We start from the raw sequence: 16,899 nt of genomic DNA on the forward strand, positions 1-16,899 counted from the left end.
CCGTCCCAGGGCCCCCCCCCCCCAGGGGGGGCCGGGCGCCGCGCGGTGCCGCGGGGGGGGGCGGCTAGGCGACAGAGCGCTGGCGCTGCACCCCCACCCCGGCTCACTGTCTTCGCTTCGCTGCGACAGCGAGCCGACCCTCCCCAAAAGGGGGAGGGTGAGGCTGCGCCGCCGGCGCCAGACAGGATCGAGACGAAATTAGCCAATACTGCCATCCTACTGCCCCAGCCGTTCGAGCAGGATCGGCACGTGCACCTGGTCGGATTTGTAGTTGCCGGTCAGCATGTACATCATGATGTTGACGCCGGCGCGCAGCGCATAGATGCGCTGCATCGGATCCGATGGCACGGTCGGCAAAAGCGGGTCACCATTCTCGTCGACGGCCCAGGCGCCGGCAAAATCATTGGCGGTGATCAGGATCGGCGAGACGCCGTCGCCGACGCGTACCGGCCGATTCTCGGCATTGCTGGCCTCGAGCGAGGCTTCCACCCAGAGCGGGCTGCCGGAGAAGCGGCCGGGAAATTCGGGCAGGATGAAGAAGGATTTGGTCAGCACATGGTCGGCGGGCACCGGCTCCAGCGGCGGCACGTTGAGATTGCCGAGAATGTCGCGCAACCGTTCCGTCGCCGGGCTCGCCGAATCCGCACCGATGCCGTTGGCGAACTGGTCGCGCGTGTCGAACAGCACCGTGCCGCCCTGCTGCATATAGGCGTCGATGCGGGCGATCGCGGCTTGGCTCGGCATCGGCGCGGAGGGATCGATCGGCCAGTAGATCAGCGGATAGAAGGAAAGCTCGTCCTTCGAGATATCGACGCCCGCCGGCGCGCCCGGCTCGAGCGCGGTCTTCTCGATCAGGAAGCGGGTCAAGCCTTCGAGCCCTGCGCGGCTGATCGAATCGTCACCGGGCACACCGGTCAGCACATAGGCGATGCGGGTCTTGGCAATGTCCTCGATAGCGGCGGCATCGCCGGGCTTGGCGTCGTCGGCGCGGGCGAGGTCGGCATGGCCAAACAGCATGCCGAGGCCAAGCAGCAGCGCAGCCGTCGTTGCCGCGGCCGATCGGGCGCGGCGCGGTCGGCGCGACATCAGCCCGCCCATCCAGAACACCGCCAGCGTGTCGAGCAGCATAAGCACAAGTGCCGCTGTGACCAGCGATCCCTTGAGGTCGCGCGATTCATCGAAAGCGTACTGGATATTGGTCACCGGCACTGTGAATTGCGGGCGCACCAGCGGCGCGAAGGCGGTGGCCGGGTCGAGCAGATTGTGGGCGAAAACGCCGGTTTCCGAGCCATAGAGGCCGGGCGGGTTCTCGAACGTCACCGGCAGCGAGCCGGCGCCAGGGACCAGCGGTCGTGCGTCCGGCGTCGGCGGCACCAAAGTGCCGTCGGCGGCTATCATGCGATAAGGCGCCAGCGACGTAGCAGCGGCTTCAGCGTTGGCAACCGCCGCACCCTGGTTGCGCGACAGTTGCACAATGCGCCGCAGCATCTCGACGAAGCTGCCGGAGATCGGCAGCGTCGACCATGTCGCTTCCGGGGTGATGTGGAACAGAACCAGCGTGCCCTTGCCCTTCTTCAACCCGGTCACCAGCGGGGTGCCATCGGCAAGGGTTGCCCAGGTGCGTTCGACGATGTCTGGCGTCGGTTCGGCCAACACCTGCCGGCTCACCGTGACCTCGGCCGGCGGTGCGAGGTCGGCGAACGGGCCGTTCTTCGGGAATTCGGTCACCGCCTGCGGCGTCGTCCAGGAGAGCGCGCCGCCAAGCGAGCGCTCGCCGGTGCGCAGCCTGACCGGCAGAAGGTCGTCGTCATTGCCGGCGGCGGCCAGCCGCGAACCGGCGAAGCGCACCAGCGTGCCGCCATTGTCGACCCAGTCGACCAGCCGCTGATGGACCTGCGGCGGAATGGTGCCGATGTCGGCCATGACGATCATCGCCGGCTTCTGGTCGAGAAGCTGCGGGATGGCGTCGGCGAGATCGACGCTCGACGGTTCGACCAGATCGGCGAAAGGCTGCAACGCCCGCCTGATGTAATAGAGCGGCGACAGAAGCGGCTGCGCCTGGTCGGCCTCGGCCTGCGATAAAAGTCCGACGCGGCGGCGCTTGGAGCTTTCGTCGAGCACGCGCACCGCACCTGCCTGGCGTTCGCCGTCGAGCGCGATCGAGGCAAAGTCGTTGCGCAGTTCGAACGGCACCGCCATCGTGCCGGTGGCGGTAGTCTCACCCGGCGCGAAGGTCAGCGTCGCGTCGGCGATGCGGCGGCCCTTATCGTCGAAGGCGCCGGCGGTGACTTGTGCCGGCGCCGGATCGCCGGGCGCGCGGATGGCGGTCAGGGCGAAGCCGTCGACCTGATTTTCGGCGCCAGTGAGCCCAGTCAGCGCCAGCCGGTCGGAATTGGCCCAGACGACACGGGCGGCGTTTTTCGACAGCAGTGTGTTGAAGGCGGCCTCGTCGCCCTTTGCCGCAAGGCCGTCGGCGAGAACGGCAACGCTGGCGCCGGGCAAGGTTCCCAGCACGCCGGCGACGCGGGCATAGACAGCGGGTCGGTCGGTCGGGATCGGCCTCGGCTTGGCGGCGCGCAGCCGGTCGAGGGCAGCCGCCGCATCGAAGGGGCCGATCTCGGCGTTCGGCTTTTCGGCGGTGAAGGCGATGACGACCGGTACGCCGTTCGAACCGGCATCGGCGATCAGCCGCTGGGCGGTGGCGACGCGCTTGCCCCAGTCGGCGGCACTCGCCCAGTCATTGTCGATGACGAGCGCCAGGGCGGCGCCCTCGGCCGGCAATTTTTCGCGCGGATTGAAAACGGGTTCGGCTAATGCCGCGACGACAAGGGCTGCCATCAACAGCCGCAGCAGCGTCAGCCACCACGGGCTCTGCTGCGGCGTTTCCTCCCGCTTCAGCACGCGAGCGAGGATCTTCAGCGGCGGAAACATTTCGGACTGCGGCTTGGGCGGTGTGAGCCTGAGCAGCCACCAGATCACCGGCAGCGCGAGCAGGCCCCATAACACCATGGGAGCGCCAAAGGAGAGCGGCAGCCAGCTCATGCGCCGGCCCTTCCCACGAATGCGCCATCGGCGGTCATCGCCATGTGGATGCGCACCAGCGCCTCGGAAGCGAGGCGATCGGTGTGGTTGACGGTGTAGCTCCAGCCGAGGCGCTTGCACCAGCTGGCCATCTCCTGGCGGCGGGCGGTGTAGAGCAGGCGGTATTCGTCGCCGAGCATTTCGGCGCGGCCGGCGGTCAACTTGTCGCCGGTCTCGGGATCGGTGAATTCGGTGCGGCCGGCATAAGGAAAGGTCTCCTCCGCCGGATCGGCAACCTCGATCAGATGCGCACGCACGCCATGCCGCGCCAGCACATCGAGCCATTCCATGGTCTCCTCGACCGGGTCGAGGAAATCGCTGACGACGACGATGTCGCAGAAGCGGCGGATGGCGGACAGGTCAGGCTTTGCTGGCGGGCCGGCGGCGTGCATCAATTGCGCCGCGATGCGCTCGGCGCCGTTGCGGGCGGTGAACGGATCGGTCAGGCCGGGCCAGGCGATGCGCTCGCCGCTGCGAGATAGCAATTCGGCCATGGCCAGTGCCAGCACCAGCGCGCGCGATTCCTTGGAAACGCTGGCGCCAGTCGATTTGTAGAGCATGGAGGGCGATGGGTCGGCCCAAAGCCACACCGTGTGGGCTGCTTCCCATTCGCGGTCGCGCACATAGGTGTGGTCGTCGCGGGCCGAACGGCGCCAGTCGATGCGCGAGGAATCGCCTTCGACATAGGGGCGGAACTGCCAGAAATTCTCGCCGATGCCGCGCTTGCGGCGGCCATGCCAGCCGGCAATTACCGTATTGACGATACGGCGTGCCTCGACCAGCAGGTCCGGCACCAGCGAAGCCCGCAACCGGCCCCTGGCGAGCGCGTCGCGCGTCGCTGCCGGTGCCTGGACTTCGCCGATACGCGCCATCAGATTCCTTTGGCCAGTTTCGCTACCACGTCGCGCACGGTCGTGCCCTCGGCGCGGGCGGCAAAGGTCAGCGCCATGCGGTGCTGCAGCACCGGTTCGGCCAGCGCGCGGATGTCGTCCACCGACGGTGCCAGCCGCCCGTCATAAAGCGCGCGCGCACGGGCGCACAGCGTCAGCGCCTGGCTGGCGCGCGGGCCGGGACCCCAGGCGACATGCTTGTCGGTCTCGGCATTGCCCTGGCCGGGACGCGCCGAACGCACCAGTTTGAGGATGGCGTCGACGACGCTTTCGGGCACCGGCATACGGCGGATCAGCGTCTGGATTTCCCTCAGCCGCGCCGGCTGCAGGACGTTTTGCGCCTTGGCGTCCTCGATGCCGGTGGTTTCGAGCAGGATGCGCCGCTCGGCCTCGATTTCGGGATAAAGGATGTCGACCTGCATCAGGAAGCGGTCGAGCTGTGCTTCGGGCAGGGGATAGGTGCCTTCCTGCTCCAGCGGGTTTTGCGTCGCCAGTACATGGAAGGGCGCGGGCAGGTCGTGGCGAATGCCGGCGATGGTGACGTGATATTCCTGCATCGCCTGCAGCAGCGCCGACTGGGTGCGCGGCGAGGCGCGGTTGATCTCGTCGGCCATCAGCAATTGCGCGAAGATCGGGCCGGAGATGAAGCGGAAGGAGCGCTTGCCGGCCTCGTCCTGTTCCATCACCTCTGAGCCGAGAATGTCCGACGGCATCAGGTCGGGTGTGAACTGGATGCGGCGCGAATCGAGGCCGAGCACGACACCGAGCGTTTCGACCAGCTTGGTCTTGGCAAGGCCGGGCACGCCGACCAGCAGCGCATGGCCGCCGGCAAGCAGCGCCACCAGCGTGCGCTCGACCACCACTTCCTGGCCGAAAATGACGCGGCCGACGCCGTCGCGCACCCTGGAAATATCGGCCAGCGCCGTCTCGGCCTGGGCGATCATGTCCTTTTCGCTGATTGGGCTTTCCTTGACCATTACGCTCATGCCGCATCGATCCTTGTGCTGGAAGTACCGGCTTGCACTGCAGTGTGCCTTAGAATGCCGCGATTCGGCTTCGCCTGGCGCCTACGAATGAATTTAAATCACAGACTTAGGCTGACAAGCGGAACAACAGTGACTATTTCGTGACCATGACGGAACGCTCCGAACATCGCGAACACAGCCTTGCTGCCGCAACCGAGGCGCGCGGTCTCGAAGCGTTGATCTCGCGTGCGGCTCGCGCCGGCAAGGGCGCGGCGCCGGTGGAGCGCTGGAATCCCGACTTCTGCGGCGATCTCGACATGGAGATCAAACAAGACGGAATGTGGTTCTATCTCGGCACGCCGATCGGCCGCATGCCGCTGGTGCAGCTGTTTTCCAGCGTGCTGCGCAAGGACGAGGATGGCAGGACCTATCTGGTGACGCCGGTCGAACGGGTCGGCATCCGCGTCGTGGACGCGCCTTTCATCGCGGTTGAAATGGATGTTTCCGGCGCCGGCGCCGAGCAGACCATCACTTTCCGCACCAATGTCGGCGATGTCGTCGAGGCCGGACCTGGCCATCCGCTGCGCTTCGTCGACGAGAACGAGACCGGCGGGCTAAAACCCTATGTGCTGGTGCGCGGGCGGCTGGAAGCGCTGGTGGCGCGGCCGGTGATGTACGAACTGGTCGAGCATGGCGAGGAGATCGATATCGGCGGCAAGACGATGTTTGCCGTGCGCTCGAAAGGCGAAATCTATCCGATCATGCCGGCGGAAAAACTGAAGCGGCTGAGCGCATGATGGATCAGGTGAGGCAGCCGCCGTTTTCCACAGCGGATTTTCGCGCGCGGGTCGCGGCGCAAGCTGAAGCCCATGCCGGCGACGATTATGGCGATCATCGCTTCAACCCCGGCCATCCACGGTTGACGCAGCTCAAAGCGCTGCGAGACGCCGCGGTGCTGATCCCGGTCGTCGATCATGGACGCGATGCGACCGTGCTTTTGACCAAGCGGGCGGAAAAACTGCGCAGCCATTCCGGGCAGGTGGCTTTTCCCGGCGGCACCATTGATCCCACCGATGCGACCCCGGAAGCAGCGGCCTTGCGCGAAACCTTCGAGGAGATCGGGCTCGGCCAGGACCGCATCGAGATCATCGGCCGCATGCCCGATTATGTCGCCGGCAGCGGCTATCGCATCGCGCCGGTGCTGGCGATCGTCGAGCCCGGTTTTACGCTGTCGCTCAATTCCGACGAGGTCGACGCCGCCTTCGAAGTGCCGCTTTCGTTCCTGATGGATCCGGCCAACCACACCAGGGACAGCCGCATGTGGAACGACCTGGAATGGTTCTTCTACGATATGCCCTATGGCGGCCAGCGCATCTGGGGCGTCACCGCCGGCATCATCCGCACGCTCTATGAAAGGCTCTATGCTTGAGTGATCCGATATCGCTGGCGGGCAGAGCCGACTGGCTGGGTGAAAAGCATCTGCAGCGGCTGCTTGCCGTGCTGGCGCAGGGCGGCGAGGAAGCCCGCATCGCGGGCGGCGCGGTGCGCAATGCGCTGATTGGGCAGCCGGTCGCCGATATCGACGTTGCTACCACTTGCCTGCCCGAGGAAACCGTTCGCCGCGCCGAGGCGGCGGGCTTCAAGGCGGTGCCGACCGGCATCGAGCACGGCACGATCACGGTGATTGCCGGCGGCGCGCCCTATGAGGTCACCACGCTGCGCGCCGACATCGAGACCGATGGCCGCCGCGCCAAAGTGTCGTTCGGCCGCGACTGGAAGGCCGACGCCGAACGGCGCGATTTCACCATCAACGCGCTCTATGCGGAGGCTGACGGGACGGTCGTGGACCTGGTCGGCGGCGTCGGCGATATCGAGGCACGAAGGCTGCGCTTCATTGGCGATGCCGAGCAGCGGATCCGCGAAGACTATCTGCGCATCCTGCGTTTCTTCCGCTTTTTCGCCTGGTATGGCGAGGGTCGGCCCGATGCCGAGGGATTGAAGGCCTGCGCCCGGCTCAAGGACGGTCTCGCCCATCTCTCGGCCGAACGCATCTGGTCCGAGCTGAAGAAGTTGTTATCGGCCCCAGATCCGTCGCGCGCCTTGCTGTGGATGCGCCAGGCCGGCGTGCTCACCAGCGCCCTGCCGGAAAGCGAGAAATGGGGCATCGATGCCATTCATGGGCTGACCAAGACAGAAAAGGATCTGGGCTGGGCGCCGGACCCGCTGCTCAGGCTGGAGGCGATCGTGCCGCCCGATGCGGAGAGGATGAAGACACTGGCCGAGCGGCTGAAACTTTCGACCACTGAGGCGGAGCGCCTGCGCCACTGGGCCCTGACGGCTGCCGTCGAGCCCAAGACAAGCGAAGCGGAACTGGCCAAGAAACTCTATTCCGGCGAGCGCCAGGGTTTTCTCGATCGCCTGCGGCTGTCGCTGGCGTCGGCGCGAGCGCGGGCTCTCGAGGACAATGACGCGCTGGTTCAGGCCGGCGGGTTTTCGCGCCTGCTCGCTTTTGCGCTGAAATGGGAAAAACCGGTGTTCCCAGTCAAGGGCGGCGATCTGACGGCGCTTGGCGCGTCGCCGGGGCCAATACTCGGTGCGATCCTGAAAAACCTGGAAAAGGAATGGATCGGGTCCGGCTTTGCGCTCGATCGCGACGCGCTGCTGGAGCGCGCCGCGGAAGCCCTGAAGGCCAGATAGGACTGCTCAGGCCGCGTCGCGAACTTTCTCGATGCGCGAGCGGATCGCCTCGATCATCGTCTCGCGAATGACCGTTTCGCCATGTGTCTCGCGCATATGGTCGACGGCGCGGCGCATGACCTCGGCTTCCTCACCGGCACGGGTGTGCCACTCACAGCCGGGAACCAGCGAGCCGCAATGGAATTCCTTCATGGGGTTTTCTCCTTTTCCTCCTTGGAGCCTGTGCCTCTCATGGGCACACGAAGCTCCGCCATCTCTGTTCCGCGCCCTGTCACAGCAGTCGGTTTCGGGGGCACGCACGGGGGAGCTAGCATAACACGGTTCGACGGTTTTGGTTGCCGTGGGTGCGAAAAGGCGGGGCGGCGCTGCGCCGCCCCTCTTGTCAGGCTAAGCCAAGGCAAGACCGTTCGGTCTTGTCCCCATCACTTCACGATCTTGACGGACTCGGCAACCTTGTTCTTGCCGCTCATGTCCCAGGAAACGCGGACCTTTTCGCCGGCCTTCAAGCCTGGATCCTTGAAGGTCTGGGGCAGCGTGAAGGTGGATCCATCGTCCAGAACAAGGCTCATGGCCGTGCCATCATAGGTCTTGACCGTGCCCGTGGTGTGCTTGACCGCGGCAAAGGCAATCGAGCCGGAAGCGAGAAGTGCAGCGGCGGTTGCCGATACAATGAGCTTTCGCATGGTAAGTACTCCTGGAAAATGCGGGCATTCGTTTGGGAAAATGCTCCGCCTTGTTCAGGGCCGTCCGGTAGCGTCGTGTCGCGACACCCTTCATTGCTCTCAAGGGAACCGCCGGCGCTTCCCGGCCCGGAAACGACAAATAGTCGTTTTATTCCAACTGCCTATTAGACGAAAAAGATAGTCGCTGCGCCACATTCCATCCCAAGATTCGGCGAATGGGACGCCATTGTGGCTCACGTTGCGCTCACCGATAGTTTACGGCCACCTGACCTCCGGCGGCAGGCTGGACAGGATCGAGGCGACATTGCCCCCGGTCTTCAGGCCGAAAATGGTGCCGCGATCGTGAAGCAAGTTGAATTCTGCGTAACGGCCGCGGCGAATGAGCTGCTCGTCGCGGTCGTCGTCGGTCCAGTTCTCGTTGAAATGGGCGCGAACCAGGTGTCCGTAGACGACAAGGAAAGAACGCCCGACATCCTGGACGAAGTTCAAATCGGCATTCCAGCCGCCTTTCTCCTCCCCCGAATGCAGCCAGTCGAAAAAGATGCCGCCGACGCCGCGCGGCTCGTGGCGGTGCGGCAGATAGAAATACTCGTCGCACCAGGCCTTGAATTTGGGGTGGTCGGCGATCGCAGCGTTCTTCTCGCAGGCGAACTGCATGGCTCGATGGAAGGCGACCGTGTCGGGGTGATCTTCCGTGCGGTTGCGGTCGAGCACCGGCGTCAGATCGGCGCCGCCGCCAAACCAGTGGCGCGACGTCACGACCATGCGGGTGTTCATGTGCACGGCCGGCACGTTGGGGTTCCAGGGATGCGCGATCAACGAAATGCCTGATGCCCAGAAGCTCGGGTCTTCCTCGGCGCCGGGCATCTGCTTCCTGAATTCGGGCGAGAATTCGCCATAGACGGTCGAAGTATGGACGCCGACCTTCTCGAAGACGCGGCCGCGCATCATCGACATGGCGCCGCCGCCGCCCTTGCCATGGTCTCGTTCCCACGGCGTCTTTTCGAAGCGGCCGGGCGACCATTCGGCCAGCGGACCGGTCAAGTCCTGCTCGATCTGCTCGAAGGTGGTGCAGATGCGCTCCCGCAGCGTCTCGAACCAGAGCCTGGCCTTCATTTTCTTCTGTTCGATGTCGGCTGGCAGGCCTGCCGGTATTTCTGGTCGTTCCAAAATGCTGTCTCCGGTCGCAGCCGACAAAGGACCTAGTGGAGTGAATTTGAGATTTGCACACAGCGTGGCGCAGGGCACGGCGCAAATGTCAAATTCGAGAACTCCACCAGAAACATAAACTTGCTAGTGGTCCTTGTGATTCCAACGTTCGCAACGGCGACTGGGGATTAGGAAGGCGAATGTTGGAATCGGAGCACTAGCCTTTTCCGGGCGCGATCCCTAATCTCTTAGGGGCAAGGGTCAAGTGTCATCTGGTTCGGCCCAGGAGTTCTTTCATGCGCACGCCGGCAAGACCGCCGCTGCATGGCCTGAAGAAAAGGCTCGATCGTTCACGCGCCGAGCGCGAGCGCATGCCGCGTGACGGGTTTTTGCGGGAGACCTTTGTCTTGCCGCGCCCCGATGCGCGGCTCAAAGCCAAGGAATGGTTCGAACGCTTTCCCAAGCAGGCCTACTGGACCGAGATCGAAAGCTGGTTCGAACGGCCGGGCGACGTCATAGAATTCACGATACGGCGGCTGCCGGCGGCGGATTAGGATCCCACCAGCAGTCGCCTTGCGCCCGGCCCTTGCGCACTCAAGCGATCTTCCCTGTTTCGCAGCGGGCATTTGTCGATCGACATGCAGCCGCAGCCGATGCAGTCGGTCAGGCCGTCGCGCAGCTTCTTTAGCTGAGTGATCTTGCGATCGAGGTCGTCGCGCCAGCCGGTCGACAACAGGTTCCAGTCCTCGCGCGTCGGGGTGCGGCCTTCTGGGAGCGATTCAAGTGCGGCGCCGATCTCGGCCAGCGAAATGCCGACCTCCTGGGCGATCCGGATGATCGCCACCCGCCGCAGCACGTCGCGGCCATAGCGCCGCTGGTTGCCCGACGTGCGGTGGCTGCGGATCAGCCCGCGCGCCTCGTAGAAATGCAGCGCCGACACCGCCACGCCGCTGCGCATCGCCACTTGGCCGACCGTCAATTCCTTTACCGGAGCCATCTCGATTTTCCGCTTGACCTCAACTTAAGTTGAGCTTGTAGCCAGGAAACGTCGATAGGGCAATTGAGGAGAAGGCGATGTGCGCCTGGGTGAGAATGATGCAAGACGCAACGGTCGTTGGCGATGACGACAACGCGCTGAAGGGTCTAGCCGAGCTGCCGGATGGCTTCACCGGCGACCATGGCGACCGACAGCGCGACGTTGATGCTGCGCGTGCCCGGCTGCATCGGGATCGTCAGCCGCGCATCCGCCGCCTGATGGACAGGATCCGGCACGCCGGCGGATTCGCGGCCGAACAGCAGGATGTCGCCTTGGGCGAAGCTGAAGCCCGCATAGGGGGTCGCGGCTTTGGTGGTGAGCAGCACCAGCCGGCAGGCTTCGCCCTTGTGCCAATCCTCGAAGGCGTTCCAGTCGACATGGCGGGTCAGGGCAGCCATTTCGAGGTAGTCCATCCCGGCACGCTTGAGCGCTTTGTCGGAGAGCGGAAACCCGGCTGGTTCGATGATGTCGACGCCAAGGCCGAGGCAGGCGGCGAAGCGCAGGATAGTTCCGGCGTTGCCGGCGATGTCAGGCTGGTAGAGGGCGATGCGGAGACGGTGGTTCATTTCCGCGTCTTTCTAATAAGTGGCAGATCGGCCACAGCGGGTGGCTGGTTTTGGAAATTGCTGGACCTGCGGGTGGCCATTTTCTGCGAAGTCGATTATACCGCACGCATTGTCAACCCGAACCGATGGAGGGGTATTTCATGATGACCATGCACATCCAGCGCCCCTCCCGTGGGCTTACCTGCCTGCTGGCGGTTTCGGTACGACGATTTACCTGATTTCTTGGATCTGATCGCACCGATTCCCGCCGAACCCAATTTTCGGCTCTCGAAGGAATCCTGCGATGTTTTTCAACCGGTCAAAGGGGCCAAGCGCCCCAGCTGAGCATGTCGCGACCGAGGCCTATCCTCGTGTCCCGACGGATACAATCCGTGCCTCCGGCCGAACGCCGGCGCACGACATTGCTTCGCCTTTTTATGTCTATTTTCACACGGAGGACGGACCGATGTTCGATCCCTATAAGATACCGGGTTCAAGAAGCCTGCACGAACGCAAGACGGCGACCTGGGCGTTGCTGGTCGGCGAGACCTATTCGTCGGCGGTTCACGCCCAGACGCGCCGGCGTCCGCATCGCGGCATGTTGCCGGATGTCGATTTCTCGCGTGCGGTTCCCGACCACAGCCGGCCGTCGCTGGTGCGCCGGATCATCCGGCTGATCCGGCCGGGCGCGAAAAACCGGACTGGCGGCGGCGTGCCGTCAGCTCAGTCGAAGGCTTCTGTCGGTGAAAAGCCCGCAAGTCCCTATATTGCGCGAAGCAGGACCGATGGCCCGGGTGATTCCGGGCCGTCGGTCCCCGCCGACGTACGGTCTGGGGACGCGGAGCGCCCCGGGGATTTTTCCCGCGCCGCATGAGCGGACAAAAGTTTTGTGAGCATCACTATGTTTAGCTGGTTTGAAAGAAGGCTCGATCCGTTCCCCGCAGCGGAACCGGTCGAGCCGCCGAAGACGCTGGTTGCCTTCTGCGTGCATTATACGCGCGGCGCCTGGCCATACATCATCGTCGACGCGGTGCTGGTGACGGCGATTGCCATCGCGGAAGTGTGGATGTTCGGCTTCATGGGCCACATCGTCGACTGGCTGTCCGGGCAGAACCGCGAAACCTTCTTGCAGACCGAGAGCTGGAAGCTCGCCGGCATGGCCTTCGTCGTGCTGTTCGCGCTGCCGGGTACGGTATGGCTGCATTCTTTGCTCAACCAGCAGACGCTGATGGGCAACTACCCCATGCGCATCCGATGGCAGGTGCATCGTTATCTCTTGAAGCAGTCGATGAGCTTCTACCAGGACGAATTTGCCGGCCGCATCGCCACCAAGCTGATGCAGACGGCACTCGCCGTGCGCGAATGCGTCATCAAGGTGATCGAGGTGCTCAATTACGTCATCGTCTATTTCCTCGGCATGCTGTTCATCGTCGGCTCGGCCGACTTGCGGCTGGCGGCACCTCTCGGCGTCTGGCTGCTCGGCTATATCGGGTTGTTGTGCTATATCATCCCGAAGCTGGCCAAGGTCGGCGAGGCGCAGGCCAATGCGCGCTCGACTATGACCGGCCGCGTCGTCGACAGCTACACCAACATCCAGACGGTCAAGTTGTTTTCCCATGCACGGCGCGAAGCAACGTTCGCCAAAGAAGGCATGGCAGGCTTCCTTGACACCGTCTACCGGTCGATGCGGCTGGTGACGGTGCTTTACGGCCTGCTCTATATCCTCAACGCGCTGCTCCTGTTTTCGGTGACTGCGCTGGCGCTGTGGCTATGGCTCGGCCAGGCGGTGACGATCGGCGCCGTCGCCGTGGTCATCGGCCTCGTGCTCCGTATGTGGGGCATGTCGCAGTGGATCATGTGGGAAATGTCGAGCCTGTTCGAGAACATCGGCACGGTGCAAGACGGCATCGCCTCGATCTCGCTGCCGCGCCTGGTCGAAGACCGGCCGGGGGCGAAGGACATTGCCGTCACCAAGGGCGAGATCCGCTTCGACGACATTCGTTTCCACTATGGCAAGCAGAAGGGCGTCATCGAGAACCTGTCGCTGACGGTGAAGCCCGGCGAGAAAGTCGGCATTGTCGGGCGCTCGGGCGCGGGCAAGTCGACGCTGGTCAATCTCCTGTTGCGGTTCTACGACCTCGAGAACGGCCGGATCCTGATCGACGGCCAGGAGATCGCTTCGGTGACGCAGGATTCGCTGCGCGCGCAGATCGGCATGGTGACGCAGGACACTTCGCTGCTGCATCGTTCTGTGCGCGACAATATCCTTTACGGGCGGCCCGATGCGACGGAGGAAATGGTTGTCGAGGCAGCCGGGCGGGCCGAGGCGCTGGAGTTTATCGGCAGGCTTTCGGATCACACCGGACGTAAAGGGCTCGACGCTCATGTCGGCGACCGCGGCGTCAAATTGTCCGGCGGCCAGCGGCAACGCATCGCCATTGCTCGCGTTATGTTGAAGGACGCACCGATACTTATCCTTGACGAAGCGACGTCGGCGCTGGATTCCGAAGCCGAGGCCGCCATCCAGGAGAATCTCTACAAGCTCATGCAAGGCAAGACCGTCATCGCCATTGCGCACCGGCTGTCGACCATCGCGGCGATGGACAGGCTCGTCGTCCTCGACAAGGGCCGTGTCATCGAGGAAGGGTCGCACGAGGAACTCGTTGCCAGCGGCGGGCTCTACGCGCAGCTCTGGCAGCGCCAGTCGGGCGGGTTCCTGCTCGACGACGGTCCGGTCGATGCCGCCAATGACGCCGTTGCCAACGACATCGGCGTGAAGGGTGAAGCCGCAGAGTGATGACGTCAGCATGATGACAGCCGTCTATCGCTGGTTCGAGGACTGGGTCTATCCGTTCAGGGAGCCGGCGGACCTTCGGCCACCGCCAAGCGTCGGCGGCTTCCTCTGGCACTATGTCGGCCAGGCGAAGTTCGCCTTCTTCGCCATGCTGGTCATCGGCGGCATTGCGCCGCTGATCGAGGCCGGGCTTTTCTACTTCGTCGGGCGGCTGGTCGATATTCTCGACCAGCTTCCTGGCGAGCGCAGCTGGCACGCGCTGTGGACCGCCGCCGGGCCTGAGCTTGTCTTCATGATCGCAGTGGTGCTGGTCATCCGCACCGTCGTCGTCGGCCTGTCGGCGCTGGTCAACGAACAGACGATCACGCCGGGCTTCTACAATCTGGTGCGCTGGCAGGCACACCGGCATGTGTCGCGGCAGTCCTACACTTTCTTCCAGAACGATTTCGCCGGCCGTATCGCGACAAAAGTCTGGCAGGCGGGGCAGGCGACCGGCGACCTGATGGAGAGCTTCATCGAGGTCATCTGGTTCATGCTCATCTATACGGTGACGACCTTGGCGCTGGTCGCCGGGCTGGATCTGCGCCTGGCCTTGCTGGTGGTGATCTGGATCCTCGCTTTCGCCTGGCTGGCCAAGCTCTATCTGCCCTCGATCCGCAGGCATGCCGAGGCCACGGCCGAAGCGGGCTCGATGATCAATGGGCGCATCATCGATTCCTATTCCAACGTGCAGACGCTGAAGCTGTTCTCGGCCGATGGCGACGACCGCTACATCAAGAACGGCTTCGACATCTATCTCGATGCACTACGGCCCTTCACCCGCCGACTGACCGGCGTGCGCATGGCGCTGACGACGCTGTCGGGCATCATGATCACCGCGATTGGCTGCTTTGCCGTCTATCTCTGGGTCGAAGGGTCGATCACCGTCGGCGCCGTCGCGTTCACGCTGTCGCTGGTCTTGCGGCTCAACATGCTGCTCGGGCGCGTGATGATGCAGCTCAACGGCATATTGCGAAATCTCGGCGTCCTGGAAAACTCCAAGGCGCTGATCTCGCAGCCGCTTGGCCTTGTCGATGCGCCGGATGCGAAAGAGCTTGTCGTCGCCGGCGGCCGCATCGAGGTGAAGAATGTCGAGTTCCACTACGGCAAGGGTTTTGGCGTGCTGAATGGCATCGACCTTGTGGTCAAGCCTGGCGAGAAGGTCGGGCTGGTCGGGCCGTCCGGTGCGGGCAAGACGACCTTAGCCAATCTCATCCTGCGCCTCTACGACCTCGAGAGCGGGAAAATCCTGATCGACGGGCAAGACGTCGCCGAGGTGACGCAGAACTCGCTGCGCGCCAATATCGGCGTGGTCAGCCAGGACACGGCGCTGTTCCACCGCTCGCTACGCGACAACATCAAGCTCGGCATGCCGGATGCAACTGACGCCGAGGTGATCGCGGCGGCGAAGAAGGCCGAGGCGCACGAGTTCATATTGGGCCTGCGCGACAACCGGGACCGTACCGGCTACGAGGCTTTTGTCGGCGAGCGCGGCGTGAAACTGTCGGGCGGCCAGCGCCAGCGCGTCGCGATCGCCCGCGTCTTCCTCAAGGATGCGCCGATCCTGATCCTCGACGAGGCGACCTCGGCGCTCGATTCCGACATCGAGGCGGCGATCCAGGAGAATCTGGCCAGGCTGATGGAGAACAAGACGGTCATCGCCATCGCCCATCGGCTGTCGACCATCGCCGCGCTCGACCGTCTTGTGGTGCTGGACGGAGGCCGCATCATCGAACAGGGCACGCATGACGAGCTGGTGGCGCTCGACGGGCTCTATGCGCGGCTGTGGAAGCGGCAGTCCGGCGGCTTCCTCTACCACGAGGAAAGCGTGCTGGAAGAGACACGGCCGGCGGAGTAGGGCATGGCAGCGTCGCCTGATATCGGCTACGTCCTCAAGCGGCTGCGGCCAACCGCGCCGGCCTTCGATGCGCTGAAGGAGGAGAGCCGGCTGGAGGGCTACTGGATGCTGGTGCGGCTGGCGGATGGCTGGGCAGGCGGCTGCAATAAGTTCCTGAAACGAGGCGAGGCGCTGTTTGGCGCATGGCATGGCCGAGAACTCGCTGGTGTGTGCGGGTTGAACATCGATCCTTATTTCGAAGGCAGGGACCACGGCCGGGTCAGGCACCTGTTCGTCAGCGCGCGTCATCGCCGCAGCGGCGTTGGCCGCATGCTGGTCGAGACCGTCATTGACAGGGCACGTCAGCATTTTGCCGTGCTGAACACCCGCGCGCCACAAGGAGCCTTTGGGTTCTATGAACGGCTTGGCTTCCAGCCGGTGGTGGGCGAAGAATTCGTCACGCACCGCATGATGCTCTCTCAAGACAGAAAAGGAGGCTGAGATGTCACTGCGTCCGCCATCCCTAGGCGCCTCGGCTGCCGAAGCCGCGTTCGACGCCCTCGGCCATGAGATACTGGCTGAAAAGGCCGCAGCGCTCGGCCGTGCCGGCCAACGGGTCGAGGAAACGCTGGCCAAGCTCCGTCAGAACAACGACGACGAGGAGCAGCGACCGCGGCTGCTCAAGGAGGCTGCCGCAGCGGTGCACGCCTATTTCATCCAGCGTGAACTCTGCGGCCTGCGCCGGCATGAGTCGGTCATCCGCGAATACGATATCCCAAGGGCCGTGCTGGTCAGGCTCGGTGCAAGCTAGAGGTCACCAGCCGGCAACATTCATTCCAGCCATTCGGTGATGAAGCTGCCGTTTTCGTGGATGTCGGTCGTTTCGAGCGGGCCTGGGCCAAGATTGGTGAATTTGTGCGGCGTATCGGGCGGCACGATCAGGATCTGGCCGGCCGTGGCCTCGATCTGCTGGTCGCCGATCGTGAAGAGGCCGGTGCCTTGCCGGATGATGAAGATTTCACAATAGGGATGCGTGTGCAGGCGCGGGCCGCCGCCAATCTCTTCCTGATAGTTGAAAATCAGGCAGGAGTTGGAGTCGTAGGCGCCGCATTGCAGTTCGCCCTGCCAGCGGCCGGGCGTCCTGGTCCAGGTCTCGCGGTCGATAATATGTGCCATGCCGGCG

At 64.1% G+C, this 16,899-nt stretch carries 18 protein-coding genes; 9 read left to right on the top strand and 9 right to left on the bottom strand.

Going from position 1 to position 16,899, the window contains the following annotated elements:
* Positions 1 to 216 precede the first annotated feature (216 nt).
* The 3 genes from NKI88_RS10725 to NKI88_RS10735 are packed head-to-tail and all read right to left on the bottom strand — an operon-like array spanning position 217 to position 4,957.
* A complete protein-coding gene (locus NKI88_RS10725; protein WP_352655051.1) occupies positions 217 to 3,042 on the bottom strand; it encodes a DUF4159 domain-containing protein in 2,826 nt (941 codons plus the stop codon).
* Positions 3,039 to 3,953, bottom strand: a complete 915-nt coding sequence (locus NKI88_RS10730; RefSeq protein ID WP_352655053.1) for a DUF58 domain-containing protein — start codon at positions 3,951 to 3,953, stop codon at positions 3,039 to 3,041. The genes NKI88_RS10725 and NKI88_RS10730 overlap by 4 nt, the downstream gene beginning before the upstream one ends.
* Complete coding sequence (locus NKI88_RS10735) at positions 3,953 to 4,957, bottom strand: AAA family ATPase (RefSeq protein WP_023670009.1); 1,005 nt, start codon at positions 4,955 to 4,957, stop codon at positions 3,953 to 3,955. Before NKI88_RS10735 ends, NKI88_RS10730 begins: the two co-directional genes overlap by 1 nt.
* Positions 4,958 to 5,103: 146 nt before the next feature.
* Here NKI88_RS10735 and NKI88_RS10740 point away from each other — a divergent pair, with 146 nt between their 5' ends.
* Genes NKI88_RS10740 through NKI88_RS10750 form a run of 3 tightly spaced genes read left to right on the top strand, consistent with a single transcriptional unit; the run spans position 5,104 to position 7,633 of the window.
* The gene (locus NKI88_RS10740) at positions 5,104 to 5,733 is read left to right on the top strand and encodes a DUF1285 domain-containing protein (protein WP_352655157.1); all 630 of its coding nucleotides are present in this window, start codon (positions 5,104 to 5,106) and stop codon (positions 5,731 to 5,733) included.
* Positions 5,733 to 6,365: a CoA pyrophosphatase gene (locus tag NKI88_RS10745; RefSeq protein ID WP_352655159.1), complete on the top strand. Its 633-nt coding sequence runs from the start codon at positions 5,733 to 5,735 to the stop codon at positions 6,363 to 6,365. Before NKI88_RS10740 ends, NKI88_RS10745 begins: the two co-directional genes overlap by 1 nt.
* Complete coding sequence (locus NKI88_RS10750) at positions 6,362 to 7,633, top strand: CCA tRNA nucleotidyltransferase (protein WP_352655055.1); 1,272 nt, start codon at positions 6,362 to 6,364, stop codon at positions 7,631 to 7,633. Before NKI88_RS10745 ends, NKI88_RS10750 begins: the two co-directional genes overlap by 4 nt.
* A gap of 6 nt (positions 7,634 to 7,639) precedes the next feature.
* Here NKI88_RS10750 and NKI88_RS10755 read toward each other — a convergent pair whose 3' ends face one another.
* The 3 genes from NKI88_RS10755 to hemF form a co-directional block, all read right to left on the bottom strand.
* On the bottom strand, positions 7,640 to 7,825 hold the full coding sequence (locus tag NKI88_RS10755) for a DUF1059 domain-containing protein (protein WP_023670013.1): 186 nt from the start codon (positions 7,823 to 7,825) through the stop codon (positions 7,640 to 7,642).
* 230 nt (positions 7,826 to 8,055) lie between these two features.
* Complete coding sequence (locus NKI88_RS10760) at positions 8,056 to 8,316, bottom strand: DUF1344 domain-containing protein (protein ID WP_023683686.1); 261 nt, start codon at positions 8,314 to 8,316, stop codon at positions 8,056 to 8,058.
* A 255-nt stretch (positions 8,317 to 8,571) separates the two neighbouring features.
* A complete protein-coding gene (gene hemF / locus NKI88_RS10765; protein ID WP_023683687.1) occupies positions 8,572 to 9,486 on the bottom strand; it encodes an oxygen-dependent coproporphyrinogen oxidase in 915 nt (304 codons plus the stop codon).
* 275 nt (positions 9,487 to 9,761) lie between these two features.
* On the opposite strand from hemF, the gene NKI88_RS10770 reads away from it, so the two are divergent.
* On the top strand, positions 9,762 to 10,019 hold the full coding sequence (locus NKI88_RS10770) for a hypothetical protein (protein WP_023683688.1): 258 nt from the start codon (positions 9,762 to 9,764) through the stop codon (positions 10,017 to 10,019).
* Here NKI88_RS10770 and soxR read toward each other — a convergent pair.
* Together soxR and NKI88_RS10780 are read right to left on the bottom strand one after the other, a co-directional pair.
* On the bottom strand, positions 10,016 to 10,462 hold the full coding sequence (gene soxR, locus NKI88_RS10775; RefSeq protein WP_023683689.1) for a redox-sensitive transcriptional activator SoxR: 447 nt from the start codon (positions 10,460 to 10,462) through the stop codon (positions 10,016 to 10,018). The genes NKI88_RS10770 and soxR overlap by 4 nt on opposite strands.
* Before the next feature lie 146 nt (positions 10,463 to 10,608).
* On the bottom strand, positions 10,609 to 11,067 hold the full coding sequence (locus NKI88_RS10780) for a tRNA (cytidine(34)-2'-O)-methyltransferase (protein ID WP_352655059.1): 459 nt from the start codon (positions 11,065 to 11,067) through the stop codon (positions 10,609 to 10,611).
* A gap of 445 nt (positions 11,068 to 11,512) precedes the next feature.
* Between NKI88_RS10780 and NKI88_RS10785 the strand changes: the two genes are divergently transcribed.
* Genes NKI88_RS10785 through NKI88_RS10805 form a run of 5 tightly spaced genes read left to right on the top strand, consistent with a single transcriptional unit; the run spans position 11,513 to position 16,527 of the window.
* Positions 11,513 to 11,920: a hypothetical protein gene (locus tag NKI88_RS10785; protein ID WP_023670019.1), complete on the top strand. Its 408-nt coding sequence runs from the start codon at positions 11,513 to 11,515 to the stop codon at positions 11,918 to 11,920.
* A 27-nt stretch (positions 11,921 to 11,947) separates the two neighbouring features.
* Positions 11,948 to 13,843 carry an ABC transporter ATP-binding protein gene (locus NKI88_RS10790; protein WP_352655062.1) on the top strand — a complete coding sequence of 632 codons (1,896 nt, stop codon included), beginning with the start codon at positions 11,948 to 11,950 and terminating at the stop codon, positions 13,841 to 13,843.
* A 10-nt stretch (positions 13,844 to 13,853) separates the two neighbouring features.
* Positions 13,854 to 15,737 carry an ABC transporter ATP-binding protein gene (locus tag NKI88_RS10795; RefSeq protein ID WP_352655064.1) on the top strand — a complete coding sequence of 628 codons (1,884 nt, stop codon included), beginning with the start codon at positions 13,854 to 13,856 and terminating at the stop codon, positions 15,735 to 15,737.
* Between the two features lie 3 nt (positions 15,738 to 15,740).
* Complete coding sequence (locus tag NKI88_RS10800) at positions 15,741 to 16,217, top strand: GNAT family N-acetyltransferase (protein ID WP_352655066.1); 477 nt, start codon at positions 15,741 to 15,743, stop codon at positions 16,215 to 16,217.
* A gap of 1 nt (position 16,218) precedes the next feature.
* A complete protein-coding gene (locus NKI88_RS10805) occupies positions 16,219 to 16,527 on the top strand; it encodes a DUF6665 family protein (RefSeq protein WP_023683695.1) in 309 nt (102 codons plus the stop codon).
* Positions 16,528 to 16,547: 20 nt separating this feature from the next.
* Here NKI88_RS10805 and NKI88_RS10810 read toward each other — a convergent pair whose 3' ends face one another.
* Entirely contained in the window at positions 16,548 to 16,892 is a 345-nt protein-coding gene (locus NKI88_RS10810; RefSeq protein ID WP_023683696.1) for a cupin domain-containing protein, read from the bottom strand.
* Positions 16,893 to 16,899 lie beyond the last annotated feature (7 nt).

Origin of the sequence: Mesorhizobium sp. M0317 (assembly GCF_040321555.1) — a bacterium.
Classification (GTDB): Bacteria; Pseudomonadota; Alphaproteobacteria; order Rhizobiales; family Rhizobiaceae; genus Mesorhizobium.